At 44.2% G+C, this 16,684-nt stretch carries 21 protein-coding genes and 5 tRNA genes; 2 read left to right on the top strand and 24 right to left on the bottom strand.

Features of this window, described 5'->3' with window-relative positions; translation table 11 throughout:
• Positions 1 to 97: 97 nt before the first annotated feature.
• The 24 genes from rplL to PP178_RS09745 all read right to left on the bottom strand — a co-directional run bounded on the left by rplL (position 98) and on the right by PP178_RS09745 (position 15,264).
• Entirely contained in the window at positions 98 to 475 is a 378-nt protein-coding gene (rplL, locus tag PP178_RS09860; protein WP_272594176.1) for a 50S ribosomal protein L7/L12, read from the bottom strand.
• 51 nt (positions 476 to 526) lie between these two features.
• Positions 527 to 1,045 (bottom strand): 50S ribosomal protein L10, encoded by a 519-nt coding sequence (gene rplJ / locus PP178_RS09855; protein ID WP_272594175.1) that lies wholly within the window; start codon positions 1,043 to 1,045, stop codon positions 527 to 529.
• A gap of 19 nt (positions 1,046 to 1,064) precedes the next feature.
• The gene (gene rplA, locus PP178_RS09850; RefSeq protein WP_272594174.1) at positions 1,065 to 1,754 is read right to left on the bottom strand and encodes a 50S ribosomal protein L1; all 690 of its coding nucleotides are present in this window, start codon (positions 1,752 to 1,754) and stop codon (positions 1,065 to 1,067) included.
• Between the two features lie 20 nt (positions 1,755 to 1,774).
• Entirely contained in the window at positions 1,775 to 2,212 is a 438-nt protein-coding gene (gene rplK, locus PP178_RS09845; RefSeq protein WP_272594173.1) for a 50S ribosomal protein L11, read from the bottom strand.
• A 68-nt stretch (positions 2,213 to 2,280) separates the two neighbouring features.
• Complete coding sequence (gene nusG, locus PP178_RS09840; RefSeq protein ID WP_133644483.1) at positions 2,281 to 2,832, bottom strand: transcription termination/antitermination protein NusG; 552 nt, start codon at positions 2,830 to 2,832, stop codon at positions 2,281 to 2,283.
• A gap of 10 nt (positions 2,833 to 2,842) precedes the next feature.
• A complete protein-coding gene (gene secE / locus PP178_RS09835) occupies positions 2,843 to 3,031 on the bottom strand; it encodes a preprotein translocase subunit SecE (protein ID WP_272594172.1) in 189 nt (62 codons plus the stop codon).
• A gap of 155 nt (positions 3,032 to 3,186) precedes the next feature.
• Positions 3,187 to 3,259, bottom strand: a tRNA-Trp gene (locus tag PP178_RS09830).
• A gap of 66 nt (positions 3,260 to 3,325) precedes the next feature.
• Entirely contained in the window at positions 3,326 to 4,513 is a 1,188-nt protein-coding gene (gene tuf / locus PP178_RS09825) for an elongation factor Tu (RefSeq protein WP_272594171.1), read from the bottom strand.
• A gap of 109 nt (positions 4,514 to 4,622) precedes the next feature.
• A tRNA-Thr gene (locus tag PP178_RS09820) sits at positions 4,623 to 4,694 on the bottom strand.
• A gap of 84 nt (positions 4,695 to 4,778) precedes the next feature.
• Positions 4,779 to 4,851: transfer RNA gene (locus PP178_RS09815), tRNA-Gly, on the bottom strand.
• A gap of 121 nt (positions 4,852 to 4,972) precedes the next feature.
• A tRNA-Tyr gene (locus tag PP178_RS09810) sits at positions 4,973 to 5,055 on the bottom strand.
• A 22-nt stretch (positions 5,056 to 5,077) separates the two neighbouring features.
• Positions 5,078 to 5,151, bottom strand: a tRNA-Thr gene (locus PP178_RS09805).
• Positions 5,152 to 5,238: 87 nt separating this feature from the next.
• The gene (hpf, locus tag PP178_RS09800) at positions 5,239 to 5,556 is read right to left on the bottom strand and encodes a ribosome hibernation-promoting factor, HPF/YfiA family (protein ID WP_133643690.1); all 318 of its coding nucleotides are present in this window, start codon (positions 5,554 to 5,556) and stop codon (positions 5,239 to 5,241) included.
• Positions 5,557 to 5,597: 41 nt separating this feature from the next.
• Complete coding sequence (locus tag PP178_RS09795; RefSeq protein WP_272594170.1) at positions 5,598 to 6,494, bottom strand: tyrosine-type recombinase/integrase; 897 nt, start codon at positions 6,492 to 6,494, stop codon at positions 5,598 to 5,600.
• Between the two features lie 89 nt (positions 6,495 to 6,583).
• On the bottom strand, positions 6,584 to 6,778 hold the full coding sequence (gene rpsU, locus PP178_RS09790; RefSeq protein WP_133643688.1) for a 30S ribosomal protein S21: 195 nt from the start codon (positions 6,776 to 6,778) through the stop codon (positions 6,584 to 6,586).
• A 71-nt stretch (positions 6,779 to 6,849) separates the two neighbouring features.
• Positions 6,850 to 8,016 carry an acyl-CoA dehydrogenase family protein gene (locus tag PP178_RS09785; RefSeq protein ID WP_272594169.1) on the bottom strand — a complete coding sequence of 389 codons (1,167 nt, stop codon included), beginning with the start codon at positions 8,014 to 8,016 and terminating at the stop codon, positions 6,850 to 6,852.
• 12 nt (positions 8,017 to 8,028) lie between these two features.
• The gene (locus PP178_RS09780; RefSeq protein WP_272594168.1) at positions 8,029 to 8,889 is read right to left on the bottom strand and encodes a helix-hairpin-helix domain-containing protein; all 861 of its coding nucleotides are present in this window, start codon (positions 8,887 to 8,889) and stop codon (positions 8,029 to 8,031) included.
• Positions 8,890 to 8,900: 11 nt separating this feature from the next.
• A complete protein-coding gene (locus tag PP178_RS09775) occupies positions 8,901 to 10,976 on the bottom strand; it encodes an amino acid carrier protein (protein WP_272594167.1) in 2,076 nt (691 codons plus the stop codon).
• Between the two features lie 88 nt (positions 10,977 to 11,064).
• Positions 11,065 to 12,072 carry a potassium channel family protein gene (locus tag PP178_RS09770; protein ID WP_272594166.1) on the bottom strand — a complete coding sequence of 336 codons (1,008 nt, stop codon included), beginning with the start codon at positions 12,070 to 12,072 and terminating at the stop codon, positions 11,065 to 11,067.
• Positions 12,073 to 12,074: 2 nt separating this feature from the next.
• A complete protein-coding gene (locus PP178_RS09765; RefSeq protein WP_272594165.1) occupies positions 12,075 to 12,302 on the bottom strand; it encodes a PspC domain-containing protein in 228 nt (75 codons plus the stop codon).
• A gap of 12 nt (positions 12,303 to 12,314) precedes the next feature.
• The gene (locus tag PP178_RS09760; protein WP_272594164.1) at positions 12,315 to 13,592 is read right to left on the bottom strand and encodes a DUF2851 family protein; all 1,278 of its coding nucleotides are present in this window, start codon (positions 13,590 to 13,592) and stop codon (positions 12,315 to 12,317) included.
• 117 nt (positions 13,593 to 13,709) lie between these two features.
• Positions 13,710 to 14,021 (bottom strand): rhodanese-like domain-containing protein, encoded by a 312-nt coding sequence (locus tag PP178_RS09755; protein WP_272594163.1) that lies wholly within the window; start codon positions 14,019 to 14,021, stop codon positions 13,710 to 13,712.
• Positions 14,022 to 14,093: 72 nt separating this feature from the next.
• Positions 14,094 to 14,711 carry a thioredoxin family protein gene (locus PP178_RS09750; RefSeq protein ID WP_272594162.1) on the bottom strand — a complete coding sequence of 206 codons (618 nt, stop codon included), beginning with the start codon at positions 14,709 to 14,711 and terminating at the stop codon, positions 14,094 to 14,096.
• On the bottom strand, positions 14,629 to 15,264 hold the full coding sequence (locus PP178_RS09745) for a TlpA family protein disulfide reductase (RefSeq protein WP_272594161.1): 636 nt from the start codon (positions 15,262 to 15,264) through the stop codon (positions 14,629 to 14,631). Before PP178_RS09745 ends, PP178_RS09750 begins: the two co-directional genes overlap by 83 nt.
• 129 nt (positions 15,265 to 15,393) lie before the next feature.
• Here PP178_RS09745 and PP178_RS09740 point away from each other — a divergent pair, with 129 nt between their 5' ends.
• On the top strand, positions 15,394 to 15,840 hold the full coding sequence (locus tag PP178_RS09740) for a MarR family winged helix-turn-helix transcriptional regulator (RefSeq protein WP_272594160.1): 447 nt from the start codon (positions 15,394 to 15,396) through the stop codon (positions 15,838 to 15,840).
• A gap of 21 nt (positions 15,841 to 15,861) precedes the next feature.
• Positions 15,862 to 16,440, top strand: a complete 579-nt coding sequence (locus tag PP178_RS09735; protein WP_272594159.1) for a YceI family protein — start codon at positions 15,862 to 15,864, stop codon at positions 16,438 to 16,440.
• Positions 16,441 to 16,684: the final 244 nt, after the last annotated feature.

The following is a 16,684-nucleotide window of genomic DNA, read 5'->3' as shown; positions in this document are numbered from 1 at the left end:
GGGGTGTATATGCCTTTATATACTGCGTATAAAAGGGTTTAGGTCTAGCCACCAGAAGGGCGGAAAGACCTAAACCTAAACCATATGGTTGACGCTATTATTTAAGCTCAACTTCTGCTCCAGCTTCTTCCAATGATTTTTTGATACCTTCAGCTTCATCTTTAGAAACTCCTTCTTTAACAGCTTTAGGCGCGCTATCAACGATGTCTTTTGCGTCTTTAAGACCAAGACCTGTCAATTCTTTCACCAATTTAACAACTGCTAATTTAGAAGCACCAGCGGCCTTCAGTACTACGTCAAATTCGGTTTGCTCTTCAGCAGCTTCACCGGCTTCACCAGCTCCACCGGCAGCAACTGCAACTGCAGCAGCAGCAGGCTCTATACCGTACTCTTCTTTTAAAATATCAGCCAATTCATTTACCTCTTTTACGGTAAGGTTGACCAACTGTTCTGCGAAATCTTTTAAATCTGCCATTTTTCTATCGTTTGTTAAAAATTTTAAAAATATATTGAATTTAGTGCGTACTTATTCTTTCTCTGATAAGGTCTTAAGGATACCTGCCAGCTTACCACCACCGGATTTAAGTCCGGAGATAACATTCTTGGCCGGAGACTGAAGAAGTCCAATAACTTCTCCGATCATCTCTTCCTTAGACTTGATATTAACCAGAGTCTCTAACTTATCATCTCCAACGTATACCGCCTCTGCGATATAAGCCCCTTTCAATAAAGGCTTGTCCGATTTTTTACGGAAGTTCTTGATAAGTTTTGCCGGGGCATTACCGGTTTCTGAAAACATTATAGAAGTGTTCCCTTTAAGAACTTCCGGTAGTTCACCGAATTCCTTCTCTGATGCATCCATCGCTTTCGCCAAAAGTGTATTTTTGACTACGGCAAGCCTGATATCTGCTTTAAAGCACGCCCTTCTAAGGTCGGACGTAGCAGTAGCGTCAAGCCCGGATATATCCGCCAGGTAGATCGTAGAACTATCAGCTAACTGTGCTGTCAGATCTTCTATAACGGTTGCTTTTTCTTGTCTTGTCATTACTAAAAATCTTTTACAGTTATACCGCCTTAGGATCCAATTGAACACTTGGGCTCATGGTGCTGGACATATAAATGGACTTCATGTATATCCCCTTAGCAGCCGCCGGTTTTAATTTCACTAAGGTATCAATCAGTTCTTTCGCGTTCCCGGCAATTTTGTCGGCGCTGAAAGATGCTTTCCCGATGGAAGCATGAACGATTCCTGTTTTATCTACTTTAAAGTCGATTTTACCAGCTTTGACCTCTGATACTGCTTTTGCAATATCCATAGTCACTGTACCAGTCTTCGGGTTAGGCATCAGGCCCCTAGGTCCGAGAACTCGTCCTAATGGTCCTAATTTACCCATCACGCTAGGCATAGTGATAATGACGTCTACGTCTGTCCAACCGCCTTTGATCTTATCCAGATATTCATCCAGACCAACAAAATCCGCACCGGCTTCTTTAGCCTCTGCTTCCTTATCCGGGGTTACCAGGGCAAGAACTTTAACGTCTTTACCGGTTCCGTGTGGTAAGGTTACAACGCCACGAACCATCTGGTTAGCTTTACGAGGGTCTACCCCTAGTCTAACCGCAAGGTCTACAGATGCGTCAAATTTGGTATTGGTGATATCTTTGATCAGTTCAGAAGCCTCGTTCAAAGAATAGAGTTTATCTTTCTCTATTTTGGCACGCGCCTCTTTTTGTTTTTTTGTTAACTTTCCCATGTTAAGAATGCTTTATAAGATTAAAAAGGACGCTTTCCAGCGATTTTAAGACCCATAGACCTCGCTGTTCCCGCAACCATGCTCATAGCAGATTCTACGGTGAATGCGTTCAGGTCTACCATCTTGTCCTCAGCGATCGTTTTGATCTGGTCCCAGGAAACATTTCCCTGTTTTACCCTGTTAGGTTCGCCAGAGCCTTTTTTAATCTTAGCCGCTTCCAACAATTGTACTGCCGCAGGAGGTGTCTTTACGACAAAGTCAAAAGACTTGTCTTTATACACGGTGATAGCAACTGGCAGGACTTTTCCCTGTTTGTCCTGTGTACGAGCATTAAACTGCTTACAGAACTCCATGATGTTAACGCCGGCAGCACCTAAAGCGGGTCCAACCGGTGGCGACGGATTCGCTGCACCTCCCCTAACTTGTAGTTTAACTACTTTACTTACTTCTTTAGCCATTGTTTTGATTTAATATTCAAGTGTGTCTATAATTGGAAGCGACAACACTTTTAACTACGTAACAATTATTATACTTTTTCTACCTGCATATAGCTGAGCTCCAGTGGTGTCTTACGTCCGAAGATCTTCACCATCACTTCCAGCTTACGCTTTTCTTCATTGATCTTTTCTACAGTTCCGTTAAAACCATTGAAAGGACCGTCTATCACTTTCACCGTTTCACCCAGCACAAAAGGAATCGCCACACTATCTGTATTCACAGCCAGCTCATCCACTTTCCCCAGCATACGGTTTACCTCTGACTTTCGCAGCGGCACAGGGTCCCCACCTTTGGTTTCCCCTAAGAAGCCGATAACATTGGTAATGGACCTGATGATATGTATCATCTCACCACCAAGATTGGCTTTAATCATAATATATCCCGGAAAATAGACCCTTTCTTTGTTGATCTTTTTCCCGTTTCGGATCTGCACTACTTTTTCTGTGGGAACCAGCACTTCTTCCAGGTAATCGGAAAATCCATGACGCTCTACCTCGGTCTCAATGTAGCCTTTGATTTTATTCTCCTGACCACTGACCGCTCTCACGACATACCATTTCTTTTCCAATACTTCTGACATAGATCCCATCTTAATTGATTAGTGCATTAAAATATAGCTGAACCAGTTTACTGAAAACTGTATCTACACCCCATGTGGCTAATGCAAATAAAATTGAAAATACAGCAACTACCACCATAAGGTTGATAGCCTCAGCTCTTGGAGGCAAAGTAACATTGTTCCTCAGCTCCTCAACAGATTCTTTTATATATGCTAACATCTTTCGCTATTTCTTTGAATTGATCCCTGATGTGATTTCCGGAGCCTGGGCTACCGGGACCTCCGGACTTACCGGATCTTTTATTCCGCACGGGAGGAGAGACTTCCCTCGACTTTGCTCGGGACAGGCTTCTCGTCTCATGACTTTATATTCCGCACGGGAGGAGAGACTCGAACTCCCGACACCTGGTTTTGGAGACCAGTGCTCTACCAACTGAGCTACACCCGTTTATAATTACACTGAAAGGTATCCCGGATAAACCGAGACACCCTTAGTGTATTATATGCTAGTATATTAATCTAAAATCTTAGTCACCTGACCAGCACCTACAGTTCTACCACCTTCACGGATAGCGAAACGAAGACCAACGCTTAGTGCGATAGGCTGGATAAGGTCTACAGTAATGGTAAGGTTATCCCCTGGCATTACCATTTCAACTCCAGATGGAAGATTGATAGTACCTGTTACGTCTGTTGTTCTTACGTAGAACTGTGGACGATAGTTATTGTGGAATGGAGTGTGACGTCCACCTTCTTCTTTTTTAAGGATATAAACCTCAGCTTCAAATTTAGCGTGTGGCTTAACAGAACCTGGCTTACAGATTACCATTCCTCTTTTGATATCAGATTTCTCGATACCACGAAGAAGGATACCTACGTTGTCACCAGCTTCTCCACGGTCAAGGATCTTACGGAACATCTCAACCCCGGTAATAGTAGAGCTCAATTTCTCAGCTCCCATCCCGATGATATCAACAGCATCTCCAGTGTTAGCAACACCTGTTTCGATACGACCTGTAGCAACAGTTCCACGACCAGTAATAGTGAACACGTCTTCAACCGGCATCAGGAAAGGCTTATCAACATCCCTCTCAGGAAGTTCGATCCAGCTATCAACAGCATCCATCAGTTCCATTACAGTGTTTACCCACTTCTCTTCACCGTTCAATGCTCCAAGAGCAGAACCAGAGATTACAGGTCCGTTGTCACCATCGTACTCGTAGAAAGAAAGTAATTCACGTACTTCCATCTCAACAAGCTCTAACAGCTCCTCATCATCAACCATGTCTACCTTGTTAAGGAAAACAACGATTCTAGGAATACCTACCTGACGTCCCAGAAGGATGTGCTCACGAGTCTGTGGCATAGGACCATCAGTCGCAGCCACAACAAGGATAGCACCGTCCATCTGAGCAGCACCTGTAACCATGTTCTTCACGTAATCCGCGTGACCAGGACAGTCAACGTGGGCATAGTGACGGTTAGCAGTTTGGTACTCTACGTGTGAGGTGTTGATTGTAATACCCCTTTCCTTTTCTTCGGGAGCGTTGTCAATCGAGTCAAAACTCCTTAATTCAGATAGACCTGCATTTGCCAAAACAGTAGTAATAGCAGCAGTCAATGTAGTTTTACCGTGATCTACGTGTCCAATAGTACCTATATTCAAGTGCGGTTTGGAACGATCAAAAGTTTCCTTTGCCATTTTAAAAAAATTTATTCTTAGTTTATATTAGTGTACAATGTATGCGATAAATGAGCCGTAGACAAGATTACACTCTCGTCAATGAATTCAGCATTTCATCAAACTATAGAGCCAACGACGGGAATTGAACCCGTGACCTCTTCCTTACCAAGGAAACGCTCTACCCCTGAGCTACGTCGGCTTGTTGAGTTCCAAGGTTGTACGTTATAGCGCCCGGGGGCATATAAACCTGAACCGGAATAGCAAACGCTAACTCAAAGTTTTGAGCGGGAGACCGGGTTCGAACCGGCGACATTCAGCTTGGAAGGCTGACGCTCTACCAACTGAGCTACTCCCGCAATAATCCAATCAATATTTCAATCCCGGAAGTTTTTTTAGGACTTCCTGGAACCCGGCCCAATCCGGGTTTCCTAATTTTCCCGCCGGTACTCAAATCCCGGCGTTCTCGGAAAATTTTTGTGGGGAGAGCAGGATTCGAACCTGCGAAGGTAAAAACCAACAGATTTACAGTCTGTCCTCGTTGGCCGCTTGAGTATCTCCCCTCCTTATTTTTATGAACTTATGAGCCGATGGAGGGACTCGAACCCACGACCTGCTGATTACAAATCAGCTGCTCTAGCCAGCTGAGCTACATCGGCTTATACAGGCCTCTGTGACGCATAAAAAAGTCCGCTATTTCTAACGGACTGCAAATGTAGATAAATATTTGTTTATTCAAAACAATTTCATAAAAATTTTAATGAAGATTGAGGTCTCTTCTTATCCTTCTTTTTCACCAGCTTCCTCTCCAGCGAACTGCAGGCAGAATCAACGGCTTCCTCAAATGTTTTACATTGTTTCTTGACCACGAAACGGTCCTTTGGGATATGTACCTTAATCTCAGCTATTTTGTTCTGTTTACTGCTGGTATTATCCAGCTTTAAATACACATCAGAATTGATAACCTTATCATAGAAAAGATCTAATTTATCCAGTCGTTTTTGAATGAACTCGATAAGCTTACCATCGGCGTTAAAATTCACAGATTGTGTACTCACTTTCATACGTACAAATTTTGAAGGTTAATAAAGTAAAGAACTCTGTACTACTTTTTGCTCCTCGGGTGAGATGCGCTGTGTACCTTTTTCAGTTCGGCTATACTATTGTGGGTATACACTTGCGTAGAAGCCAAACTTGAATGTCCCAAGAGTTCCTTCACCGAATTTAAATCAGCCCCCCTGTTGAGGAGGTGTGTAGCGAAGGTATGCCTGAGGATATGCGGACTCTTTTTAAGTTTAGAAGAGACCTTACTAAAATACCTATTTATAATTCTATAGACAAGCGATTCATATACTTTGTTACCGGCCGAAGTCAAAAAAAAATGTTCTTCCGTCCTCGCCTCGAGCAGTTCGCCTCTCGCCGATAAATAACTGTCTAACAGCTCAGTGCTGACAGCTCCTAAAGGAATCACCCGCTCCTTATTGCGTTTCCCTAGTACTTTAACCGTTCCGGAAACCAGGTCCAGGTCCTGCATCCTCAGACCGATCAATTCTGCCCGCCTCATCCCAGTAGCATACAGGAATTCGATCATCAGTCGATCGCGGATTCCTTCAAAATCCATCTCATCCGGCATCACGGCCCACAATCGCTCCATATCCATCTCCTCATCTGAAAAGGGAATTTCTACCTTGGTCTCTGTTTGCAAAGCCCTGTGTTTGGCCAGGGGGTTAAGCTGTAATTCTCCAATTTTCTGTAAAAATTTATAATAGGCCTTGAGAGAAGCGATCTTACGGTTGATACTGCGGTTGTTGAGCCCCTTCTCCGATAGGCTGATGATCCAGCTCCTGATGATAGCGTATGAAACTTCTTCTATGGCCATTATTTCGTATTCCTCGCTGCAGAATGCAGAAAATGCCTGCAGATCAGACTCGTAAGCTTTTACAGTGTGGGGAGAATAATTCTTCTCCAGGAGCAGGTAAGATGTAAATGCAGCAATGGCCATACCCCAAAGTTACAAAAGCCTGTTGGTGTAAGGACAAAAAAAATCCCGCCAATAAGGCGGGATATAACTTTATAGTTCAGATAGAATGCTTATACTTCCTCTTCGTCCCTAAGGCCTTGGATGTACTGGGCTTTCTGAATTTGCTGTCTGCGTTCTACGGAAGGTTTTGTAAACTGCTGACGCTTGCGTAACTGGCGCATAGTGCCGGTTCTGTCAAACTTACGTTTAAAGCGCTTTAAAGCTCTATCGATGTTTTCTCCTTCTTTTACTGGTATAATTAACATTGGCTACAACCTCCTTTCTTTAGTGATTTTGGGAGTGCAAATATAAAAGTAATTATTAGAATACGCCTAATTTATTGGAGAATATTCTTTGCGATTACTACTTTCTGTATTTCCGTGGTTCCCTCACCGATTGTACACAGTTTGGAATCCCTGTAAAACTTCTCTACCGGGTAGTCCTTGGTATAGCCATACCCGCCGTGGATTTGTACCGCCTCGTTGGCGACTTTGACACAAACTTCGGAAGAATACATTTTAGCCATGGCACTCAGCTTGGTAACTTTCCTGCCCTGGTTCTTTAAAAAGGCAGATTTATGTAATAACAGTTCTGAAGCTTCGATCTCGGTGGCCATATCGGCAAGCTTGAAGGAGATACCCTGGAAAGCACTTATCGGCTTCCCGAACTGTACTCGTTCTTTAGAGTACTTCAGGGCTGCTTCGTAAGCGCCTTTGGCTATACCTAAGGATAAAGCACCAATAGAGATACGCCCACCGTCCAGGATTTTCATGGACTGAATGAATCCATCACCCACAGGTCCCAGCCTATTGGCATCCGGAAGCCTGCAATTATCAAAAACCAATTCGGCCGTCTCGCTGGCACGCATTCCCAATTTATCTTCTTTCTTTCCACTGCTGAAACCCTTGGTTCCTTTTTCCACCACAAAAGCAGTCATCCCATGACTGTCTCCTTTTTCCCCGGTACGGACAATTACCACTGCAACGTCTCCGCTCTTCCCATGGGTAATAAAATTCTTGGCACCATTAAGTACCCATTCATCTCCATCTTTCACAGCGGTGGTGTTCATTCCACCGGCGTCAGACCCGGTATTGTGTTCGGTCAATCCCCATGCTCCCAGCCATTCACCGCTTGCTAACTTGGGAATCCACTTCTGTTTTTGCTCGTCGTTACCAAAAGAGAGAATATGGTTGGTACAAAGCGAATTATGCGCAGCGACGGAAAGTCCAATAGAGGGATCCACTTTGGATATCTCTTCAATAATGGCAATATACTCGTGGTAGCCAAGTCCGGAACCTCCTAATTCTACAGGGACCAATATCCCCATAAATCCCATTTGACCTGCTTTTTTAAATAGCTCTAGCGGGAAGGTCTGGGCTTCATCCCATTCCATCACGTGAGGCCTGATCTCGGTCTCTGCAAATTCACGTGCCGATTCCGCCACCATTTTCTGCGTTTCCGAATAATCGAAGCCTAGGGCTATATCACTTTGTATCGTATCCATTTATGCAATTTTTTAGAGGAACAAATATAACCCAATTCTGTCGATTTTATCAGACGGAAAGTCTTCAAATTGAGTTAATTCGTCCAAGGATCGGATTTCTCCGACACTTTCCCTGTACCGCACGATCTTCCATGCCAACCCATATGGAATATAAACCAGGGAAGCTAATTCCTCAACGCTAGCCGTATTCAGGTTTATTCTGACCAGATCCGGAACTTCTGATATACGGTATCGCTCCAGGAGCAGCAGTACCGTAGCCGAGTCCAGGCCGTACACATCGTAGAGCTGCTCATCTACCAGGAATCCACCCAAGGCATCCCTGAACCTGATCACCCGGGAAGATAATACAGGACCTATTCCCCTGACCTCCTGCAGATCTGAGGCAGTTGCAGTATTGATATCACGAGGTATAACCTTCCGGGGGGAGGAAATGATAGAGGATTCGGGCTTAGTCGACTTATCAGTTCCTCGGTGTGGAAAGCTAAAATAGGGGCTTAAGTTCTCCAGTAGTGTATCGGGTATGCCGGTAATCTTCGCAAATTCTGCAGCGGAATTCACATAATAGCCCTTCTCCCGGTAGGCGTACAATCTGTCTAATTGTTCCGCGCTGAGTCCAAGCCTGTATCCCCTTGCATCATCCAGGTAATTAGGATTAAAGGGGTAAATCTTATTTTTCAAGGCAGCACGACTGGCAACGATCGAGTCATGCCGGGCCTGTAAAACCTCGTCCAGAATAAAGGAGTCAGACTTCGTTGATGCCAAGGGGATTATCCACCATTTTACACCCTGGACTATGAGAACAAAGAGGAGCAAAAAGAAAACCCCACTCCGTTCCCTTTTTGAGAGAACCAGGTGGGGTTTCTTATTTTTCACTGTTTCCGGTTTTACGCGGCCTTACCTTTTTTCTGAGATTTAAATAAAGTATTAGCCTTTAATTTCTTCAGGTATTCCTTCAGGTCTCCCTTAACTTCACCAGACATGATATACAGTCCTATAATATTAGGGAAAGACATGGCGAGGATCATCATATCAGAGAAGTCGAGCACAGCTCCAAGACTAATGGAAGCACCTATTACTACAAATATGAGGAAGAACATCTTATAGATCATCTCTGATTTCTGGCTCTTACCAAACAGGTATGTCCAGGCTCTCATCCCGTAATAAGACCAGGAGATCATGGTAGAGAATGCGAAAAGGAAAACTGCAACACCCAGTACATACGGGAACCAGGAGATCACACTACCAAAAGCATCAGAGGTCAATTGTGCACCTGCCATCCCTTCTACCTCGTGCATCCCTGTAAAGATCAATACCAGTGCAGTAAGTGTACAAACCACGACGGTATCGATGAAGGGCTCTAAAAGAGCAACAAACCCTTCAGAAGGAGGATTATTGGTTTTTGCAGTACTGTGTGCGATAGCCGCAGAACCAACACCCGCTTCATTAGAGAAAGCAGCCCTCTGGAAACCGACGACCAGCACACCTATCACTCCACCTTTCAGAGCACTTGGATTAAACGCTCCTTCTACGATCGCAGAAAATGCAGGAGCAATATTTTCAATATTAACAACGATTACTGCCAGGGCCGCCAAGACATACACAGAAGCCATAATCGGCACAACCCTACCGGTTACTTTAGCAATACTTTTAATTCCACCGATAATTACTACACCTACGAGGATGGCTGTAGCTATACCAAACCAAAATCCATTACCCTCCAGAACAGGAAACTGGCTGGCCAGCTGTTCAAAAGATTGGTTGGCCTGGAACATGTTTCCACCTCCGAACGAGGCTCCCACCGCAAGAACAGCAAATACCCCGGCAAGCACCTTACCAAATCCTCCCATGTTCCGTTTCTCTAGGCCATAGCGAAGGTAATTCATTGGCCCCCCAAAAACCCTACCGTCAGGAAGTATATCCCTGTATTTTACACCAAGTGTACATTCTACAAACTTGGAAGACATTCCCAAGAGACCACAAACAATCATCCAGAATGTTGCACCGGCACCTCCAAGGGATACTGCTACCGCCACACCTGCGATATTACCCAGTCCGACAGTTCCTGAAACTGCAGTAGCCAGGGCCTGGAAATGGGTCACCTGCCCCGGGGCATTAGGATCGTCATATTTTCCACGAGCCAGGTCAATAGAATGCTTAAACCCTCGTATATTGATGAACCCCATACGGAACGTGAAGAAAGCGGCTCCTAGAACCAGCCAGATCACGATAAAGGGAATATCTTTGGTCACCGGGTCCCCGTTTGGATGGGTATGAGCGACCGGCTGAGCGTATTCTATCTCGGCCAGGTAATGAGCACCTTGTTCAATAATATGTTCCGGGTTATCCGAATTATAGATTACCCCTCCACCCTCTACAAGGTATTTTAAGGATCCGTCCACAGGAGAAACAATGGTTTCATCCGGCCCGTCGTTCATGGAAATCACCGCAATCTCATCTCCCTTTTTTACCGGGGAATTCTCCGGCTTCAACCATCTCTTAAGGATATACTTGTTCTGTACGTCAGAACTCCAACCCGGGATCGGGATAAGTTTAACATCTGCGTAAGCTACCGGGTCGTAGATACCGATGGCAGCGAAAGGATCCCAGAACAGTACAGATCCAAGACCGTTAACGGCCGGTGTCATTATTCCATTAAAGACTTCCGTAATGGCGTCCGGTTCTACCTGGTATTCTTTGGTAACCGAATTACCTGCAGCGTCGGTAACAGTTACGGTATATTCTATACCTTCAATCAGGCCTGTTGCCTTGGGAGAATCAAGTGGAGTCTCCTGGTTACTCCACTTATAGGTGTAGGGTGGAGTTCCTCCTGTAACATCGAGTGTAACCACCCCGTCATTCAGGGTATTGGAAGGGTTGGACTTCTTGGCGTTAACCTCTAGTTCTTGCGACTGAGCCGCAAATGTGAACAGGAATGACAGAATAGTCAGGCAATATTTCATGTATGTCGTATTTAGTTGGATAAGCGCAATAATGGCGCACAATATCCTAAAATAATTGGTTCAAAAAAAATATAATTTCCTAAAGAACTTAAGTGATATTGAACATTTGGTTCAGTTTACGTATCTGTTCCGGCCTACCGAGGACGATAACTTTACTTTTGGGCTGCAGCTGAAGGTCTGCCTCGGGGTTAATAATATAATCTCCATCAGGAGTGATGTACCCTATGATTGTGCAACCGGTTTTCCTACGAAGATCCAGGTCGCGAAGTGAGCTGCAATTCAGCTCGCTTTCAAAATCCTCTATAGCAACTTCCTCCAGGTTAGTGGTGTGTTCACCTTCTATGGATAATTGGTCCATAAAAGTGATCAGATCAGGGATAACCACCAGGGATGCCATATGATCCCCTCCTATTTTGTCGGGCATGATCACCTTGTCAGCACCGGCCAGCAAAAGTTTCTTCTGTGTATTAATGTGCGAGGCCCTGCTGATAATAAAGAGTGATTTATTGAGCTGGCGAGCGGATAACACCACGAAAAGGTTAGCAGCATCATCGGGTAATGCTGTAATGAGGTACTGCGCCCGGTGCACCCCTGCATCCTTCAGGGTTTCGTCCTCGTTGGCATCTCCTTCAATAAAAAGAAGTTCCTCTTCAAATTTTTCAATCACCTCCCGATCCTTTTCTATAACCACGAAAGGTTTTTTGTAAGCCCTGAGTCTTTCGACCGCCTGCATTCCGTTGCGCCCGTAACCGCAAACAATAACGTGTTTGTCTAGGTTGTTGATCATGTTTTCCACTTTCTTTTTCTTTAGAATTTGCAAAGAATTTCTACTCAGGAGGTATTCCGTTATAATCGATAAGGCAAAAGCGATAATAAAGACACTGGCCACGATCAGGAGGATTGTAAAGATCTTGGCATCGGTATCCAGGGGCTGAACCTCGGCGAATCCTACGGTCGTGACGGTGATGATCGTCATGTACAAGGCATCCAGCCAGGTGAAGTCTGCGATATACCTATAACCCAGCACCCCAATAAGCAGCACTGTAATGACCAGGAATAAGGACAGTAAAATTTTAGAACGGAAAAGTCTGATCATTATTAAAGGTCAAAAACAGAAGTTCGTTTCGTATACAGCAGGTCCTTAATTCTTAACCAAAACGCCAGGAAAAGATATAACGCAAATCCGAACCCCAATGTAACGAAGGTAAGATAGATAAATGAAGTGCGCACGACCCTCGCCCGGATTCCTAGTCGTTCTGCAATCCGACCACAAACGGCATACCCGCGTTTCTGGAAGAAGTACAATAATTGGTAGAATACGTTCATGGATCAAAAATACTATATTTGATTCAATAATTGCCTCCCCACTGCGCATCTCAGGCATTGGTGTTTTCTACAATATTTACTATAAAGTTCTAACAAGGCCTGGCTTTGTAGTGCATGCCCCGGATGTACTCCCAATATTTTGAATTTCTCGATCGGCCCATTCTTCTCGGCTTTGATCTCGCTGGCGAAAGCCAGCATTTCTGTTCGTATATCCTTCCCCCTCTGGCTAGCAAAAGCTACCTTTAAAGGGATTACGGCATTCAGGAGAATCAAGTCAGTAAAGCGCTTGTTTACCCTTTTAGTCCAACTCCGGGAAGACTTCCCAAAGAGGAAGTGGGTGTTCCAGTATGTAGATGCTGCAACCGAAAACAAGGAATACGCTTCCTTCTTAGTGGCTATAGCTATAGTCTCACTGAACAGCTTAGGGGTTTTATGGTAAAGCATAGCAAGTTGTGCGAGCCTTATCGTAGGAAAATTAGAAGGTCGCTGCCCAAAAAATTCGGGACTTCGCCCGGCAGGGGGCAGCATACCATACTTGCGTTTCAGGAAAGTAAATTCTCTTTGCAGTTGAAAATAATAGGGATCCGTCCCCGGTTTCCTACTCAGCATTCCCACCATACCGAAGAACAAAGCCTCCAGGGCCTGGACAGAACCAGATGTTTTACGAATGATCGAAAAATCGAGCCTCCCTGCCACTTCCAAAAAGAAAGCCCCGTTTTTCTGCGATCCGAAAACCCTCATCAACGAAATAAACAACAACTGCTCCCAATCTTTGTTATATAATTGGTATTGCCGGTTAAGCAAATCTGACTGCGCGGTCAGCCTTCTCCGGTATAATTCTTCCATCCAGGAGCTGAGCAAGACCGGTGGTATACCCGGGAGCATTTTTTCACAATTAATAAAGTCCTTTCCCTGGTAAGACAGCAGGGATCGGTAACTGTTGATGATCCCCGGCGCGATATAGGAGCGTAATTGCAGGGTGGGTAATAGCTGCCCATCTCCCCTGGTTACGGGCATGTCGTCCTCATAGACAACATGAAGTATTACTTTGGAGTAATTTGAATCATCCTGGTGCCCATGTGCATACCAATCCGATGATCGCAGGTGCATTTCCACATTTCCAGCCCAGTGAATTCTATCGATAAGTAACCGGGCATTAAAAAAATCGGGACCGGTACCATCATTAGGTTCCCCGGGATGAAGAATCTTCAGGGTCTCGCCCTCTGTAGTCTTCAACCTGAGTGGAATTTTTAGATGTTGCCAGACAAAATGCAATAAATCCTCTCGCATGCCCGAATAATACGGTCTGAGTATGCAAAAAGATTGCAGTATACCTAATAAAATTTATGCCGGGGTCAGCATCAATGGTATGTCTACCCTTGTTATAAGGAATGAACTAGGGTAGGCTTACTCGGAAACCTCTCCTTCCCATTCGCTAAAACCTCCCAAAAGGTTGTATGCCGTCTGGAATCCCATATTGTTCATCAGGGCACAGGCCTGTCCGCTACGATTGCCGGAACGACAATAGACATAATAGTTTTTAGATTTATCGAGCTTATCAATTTCGTTGATGAAGTCCTGCCCTTTATAAATATCGATATTGATAGCATTGGGAATGATCCCCTCTTCTACTTCTTCATCGGTGCGAACGTCAAGGATAACTGCGTTGTCATCATCCTGCAATTTTGACGCCCATTCGTCTTGTGTTAAATCGGCCATATCTCTGATTTTGATTCACAAAAGTAAAAATCCGGTATGAGAAAACACCATCTGAAAAGGAAATTTCAACAATCAGGTTTTGATGGTACAACCGATAGCCCTGGTATTGGTCACGGAAATCTCCTGGCCGTTAAGCATGGCGTCTACTGCATTCTCCACGAAGGGTTCCGTAACTTTATCAGCATCTGCATAATTATCATCAATGGCACCAATATACCTGACCACATAGCCTTTAGACTGGTTTTCCAGCAAGAATACATGCGGAGTTCTCTGGGCACCGTATTGCGGGAAAATCTTTTGCCCTTCATCCAAGAGGTAGGGAAAGGTGAAGTTCTTTTCTTTTGCACGTTGCTTCATTTTCTCAAAACTGTCTCCCGCTTGCACTTTGGGGTTGTTAGGATTAATGGCAATAACCGGAACCCCTAAGACTTTATATTTTTGATCCAGGGCGATAATGCGGTCCTCGTAAGCGACAGAATATGGGCAAGTGTTGCAGGTAAAAATCACCAAGAAGCCTTTGGCCTCCTTGTAATCGGCAAGAGAAACCGTGTTGCCGTCTATATTTTTTAGTTCAAAATCTGTGGCAACATCTCCAATGGTGTAGCCTTTAGCTGTTCCCGGGGGTACCGGGCTGAACGCCAAAGCCAGGAGTGCCGCGCCTAGTGTCAGTAGAGTGATCGGAAGTCTCATGGGTTCTATGATTTAAAAAAGTATTTAGCTCTGTCTGCAGTTCTTCAAAACTGAAGGGTTTCTCGTAAAATTTACGCTGCCGCTTATTATAGATCAGAGTGGCAGGTATTGCACCGGACCAGTCTTTATCCACTTTCGGGATCCAGGAATTCTGACTGGGATCATCTAAAACCAGGACGTATGACTTTAAATCCCGTTTCTCCAAAAAAGGAACAAGGTGACTATCCCACATCTTGGCCATATCCAGATTAACCAGGACTACCCTGATCTTTTCGTCGGGATAGGCAGCCCCTAACTTTTCAAAAAATGGCAACTCGGTTACGCAGGGAGCACACCAGGTAGCCCAGAAATTGATGATATAGGTATATTCATCATCTTGTTCTAAGAGTGTCTCAAACTCATCAAAATCGTATACCGGTACGCTAAAGTCTGGCCCTTCGACCATATTCTTAGGAGTGCTTTCATCCAAAAAATTCATGGTATTCTTCTTCTTATCCGGTTGACAAGCTGTCAATACCATCAGAAGGATTAAAAAAGGAAATACGAACTTCATTTATGTCTTTTCATATTAAAGTTAAATATTGGCTTTTTCCACCCCTATAATTTAACAAAAATTTATCGCAGCTACACTTGACCGCCTTGAATTTAATCTTACATTTGTATATACAATTGTTGTAGAGACATGAATGTAGAAATGATTCTTAAGACGGAGAAGCCCATAGCACTGGAAAGTCGTTCCCTGATCCACCTTATCCTGGTGAGTAACAAGGTGAACGAACAGTACGCTTCTGCCCTGAAAGAATACGATATTTCACAACAACAATTTAATGTCCTTCGGATCCTTAGGGGGCAGAAGGGAAAAGCAGCCAACCTGCAGACCTTAAATGAGCGGATGATTTCTAAACAAAGTAATACCACCCGGCTGGTGGATAAGTTGCTTAACAAAGGACTGGTGAACCGCATGGTATGTCCAAGTAACCGGCGAAAAATAGAGATTACCATTACGGAAGAAGGCAAAGCGCTATTATTGAAATTGGATAAAATCGTCTCGCGTACCGAGGACGAACTCTTATCCGGTTTCTCCAATGAAGATTTAAGACAATTGAATAACCTTTTAGATAAATTTTAATCCCTTAAAACAACAAATAGAATGAAAAAAAATGCATTGATCCTGGCCTTAGCCATCGTAACCGGAGCTACGGCCAACACTACGAACCCCGTGGAAGAAGTTAAGAAAGAAGTGAACACCGAGAAAAGTACGGTAACCTGGAAAGCTTATAAGGTAACCGGCTCACATTACGGCGAAGTTCAATTAGAAAGCGGCGCACTTGTTTTTGACAATGATCAGCTAACAGGAGGTGAATTCACGGTAAACATGACCTCCCTTGTAGCTACAGACCTGGAAGGAGAATCCAAAGGAAAATTAGAAGGACACCTTAAGTCTGAAGACTTTTTCTCAGTTTCCGAATTCCCAAAAGCAAACCTAGTCATCACAGAAGTTGAGTCTACAGGGAAAAATTCGTACGAAGTAACCGGTGACCTGACTATCAAAGGCATCACCAAACCGATCACTTTTGATATGTCTGTATACGGGAGCAAGGCTACCGCCACTTTAAAGGTAGACCGTGCGGAGTACAATGTTCGCTACGGTTCCGGAAGTTTCTTTGACAATCTTGGAGATAAGACCATCTATGATGAATTTGACCTGGTCGTAGACCTGCAGTTTTAATCATCAGCTATGATATTGATCCGGATCCGGTAAAAGGGTCCGGATTTTTTTTTTCTGGGCCTATGGTATTTATAAAATTCCTTTCTATATTTGAGGCTATGAAAATATCTACAGTACATACATGGTGGTGGAAAAACTTACGTCTGAAGTCGTGAGCTAAGCACCCTTGTATCTGTACTGTACAAAAAGGCTTGTCAATCACGACAAGCCTTTTTGCATTTATACTCCTTGGTGACAAGACCTA

Origin of the sequence: Zeaxanthinibacter sp. PT1, from assembly GCF_028464225.1 — a bacterium.
Classification (GTDB): domain Bacteria; phylum Bacteroidota; class Bacteroidia; order Flavobacteriales; family Flavobacteriaceae; genus Zeaxanthinibacter.
Note: the sequence above shows the minus strand (reverse complement) of the source record. Positions and strands in the feature narration are given on the sequence as shown.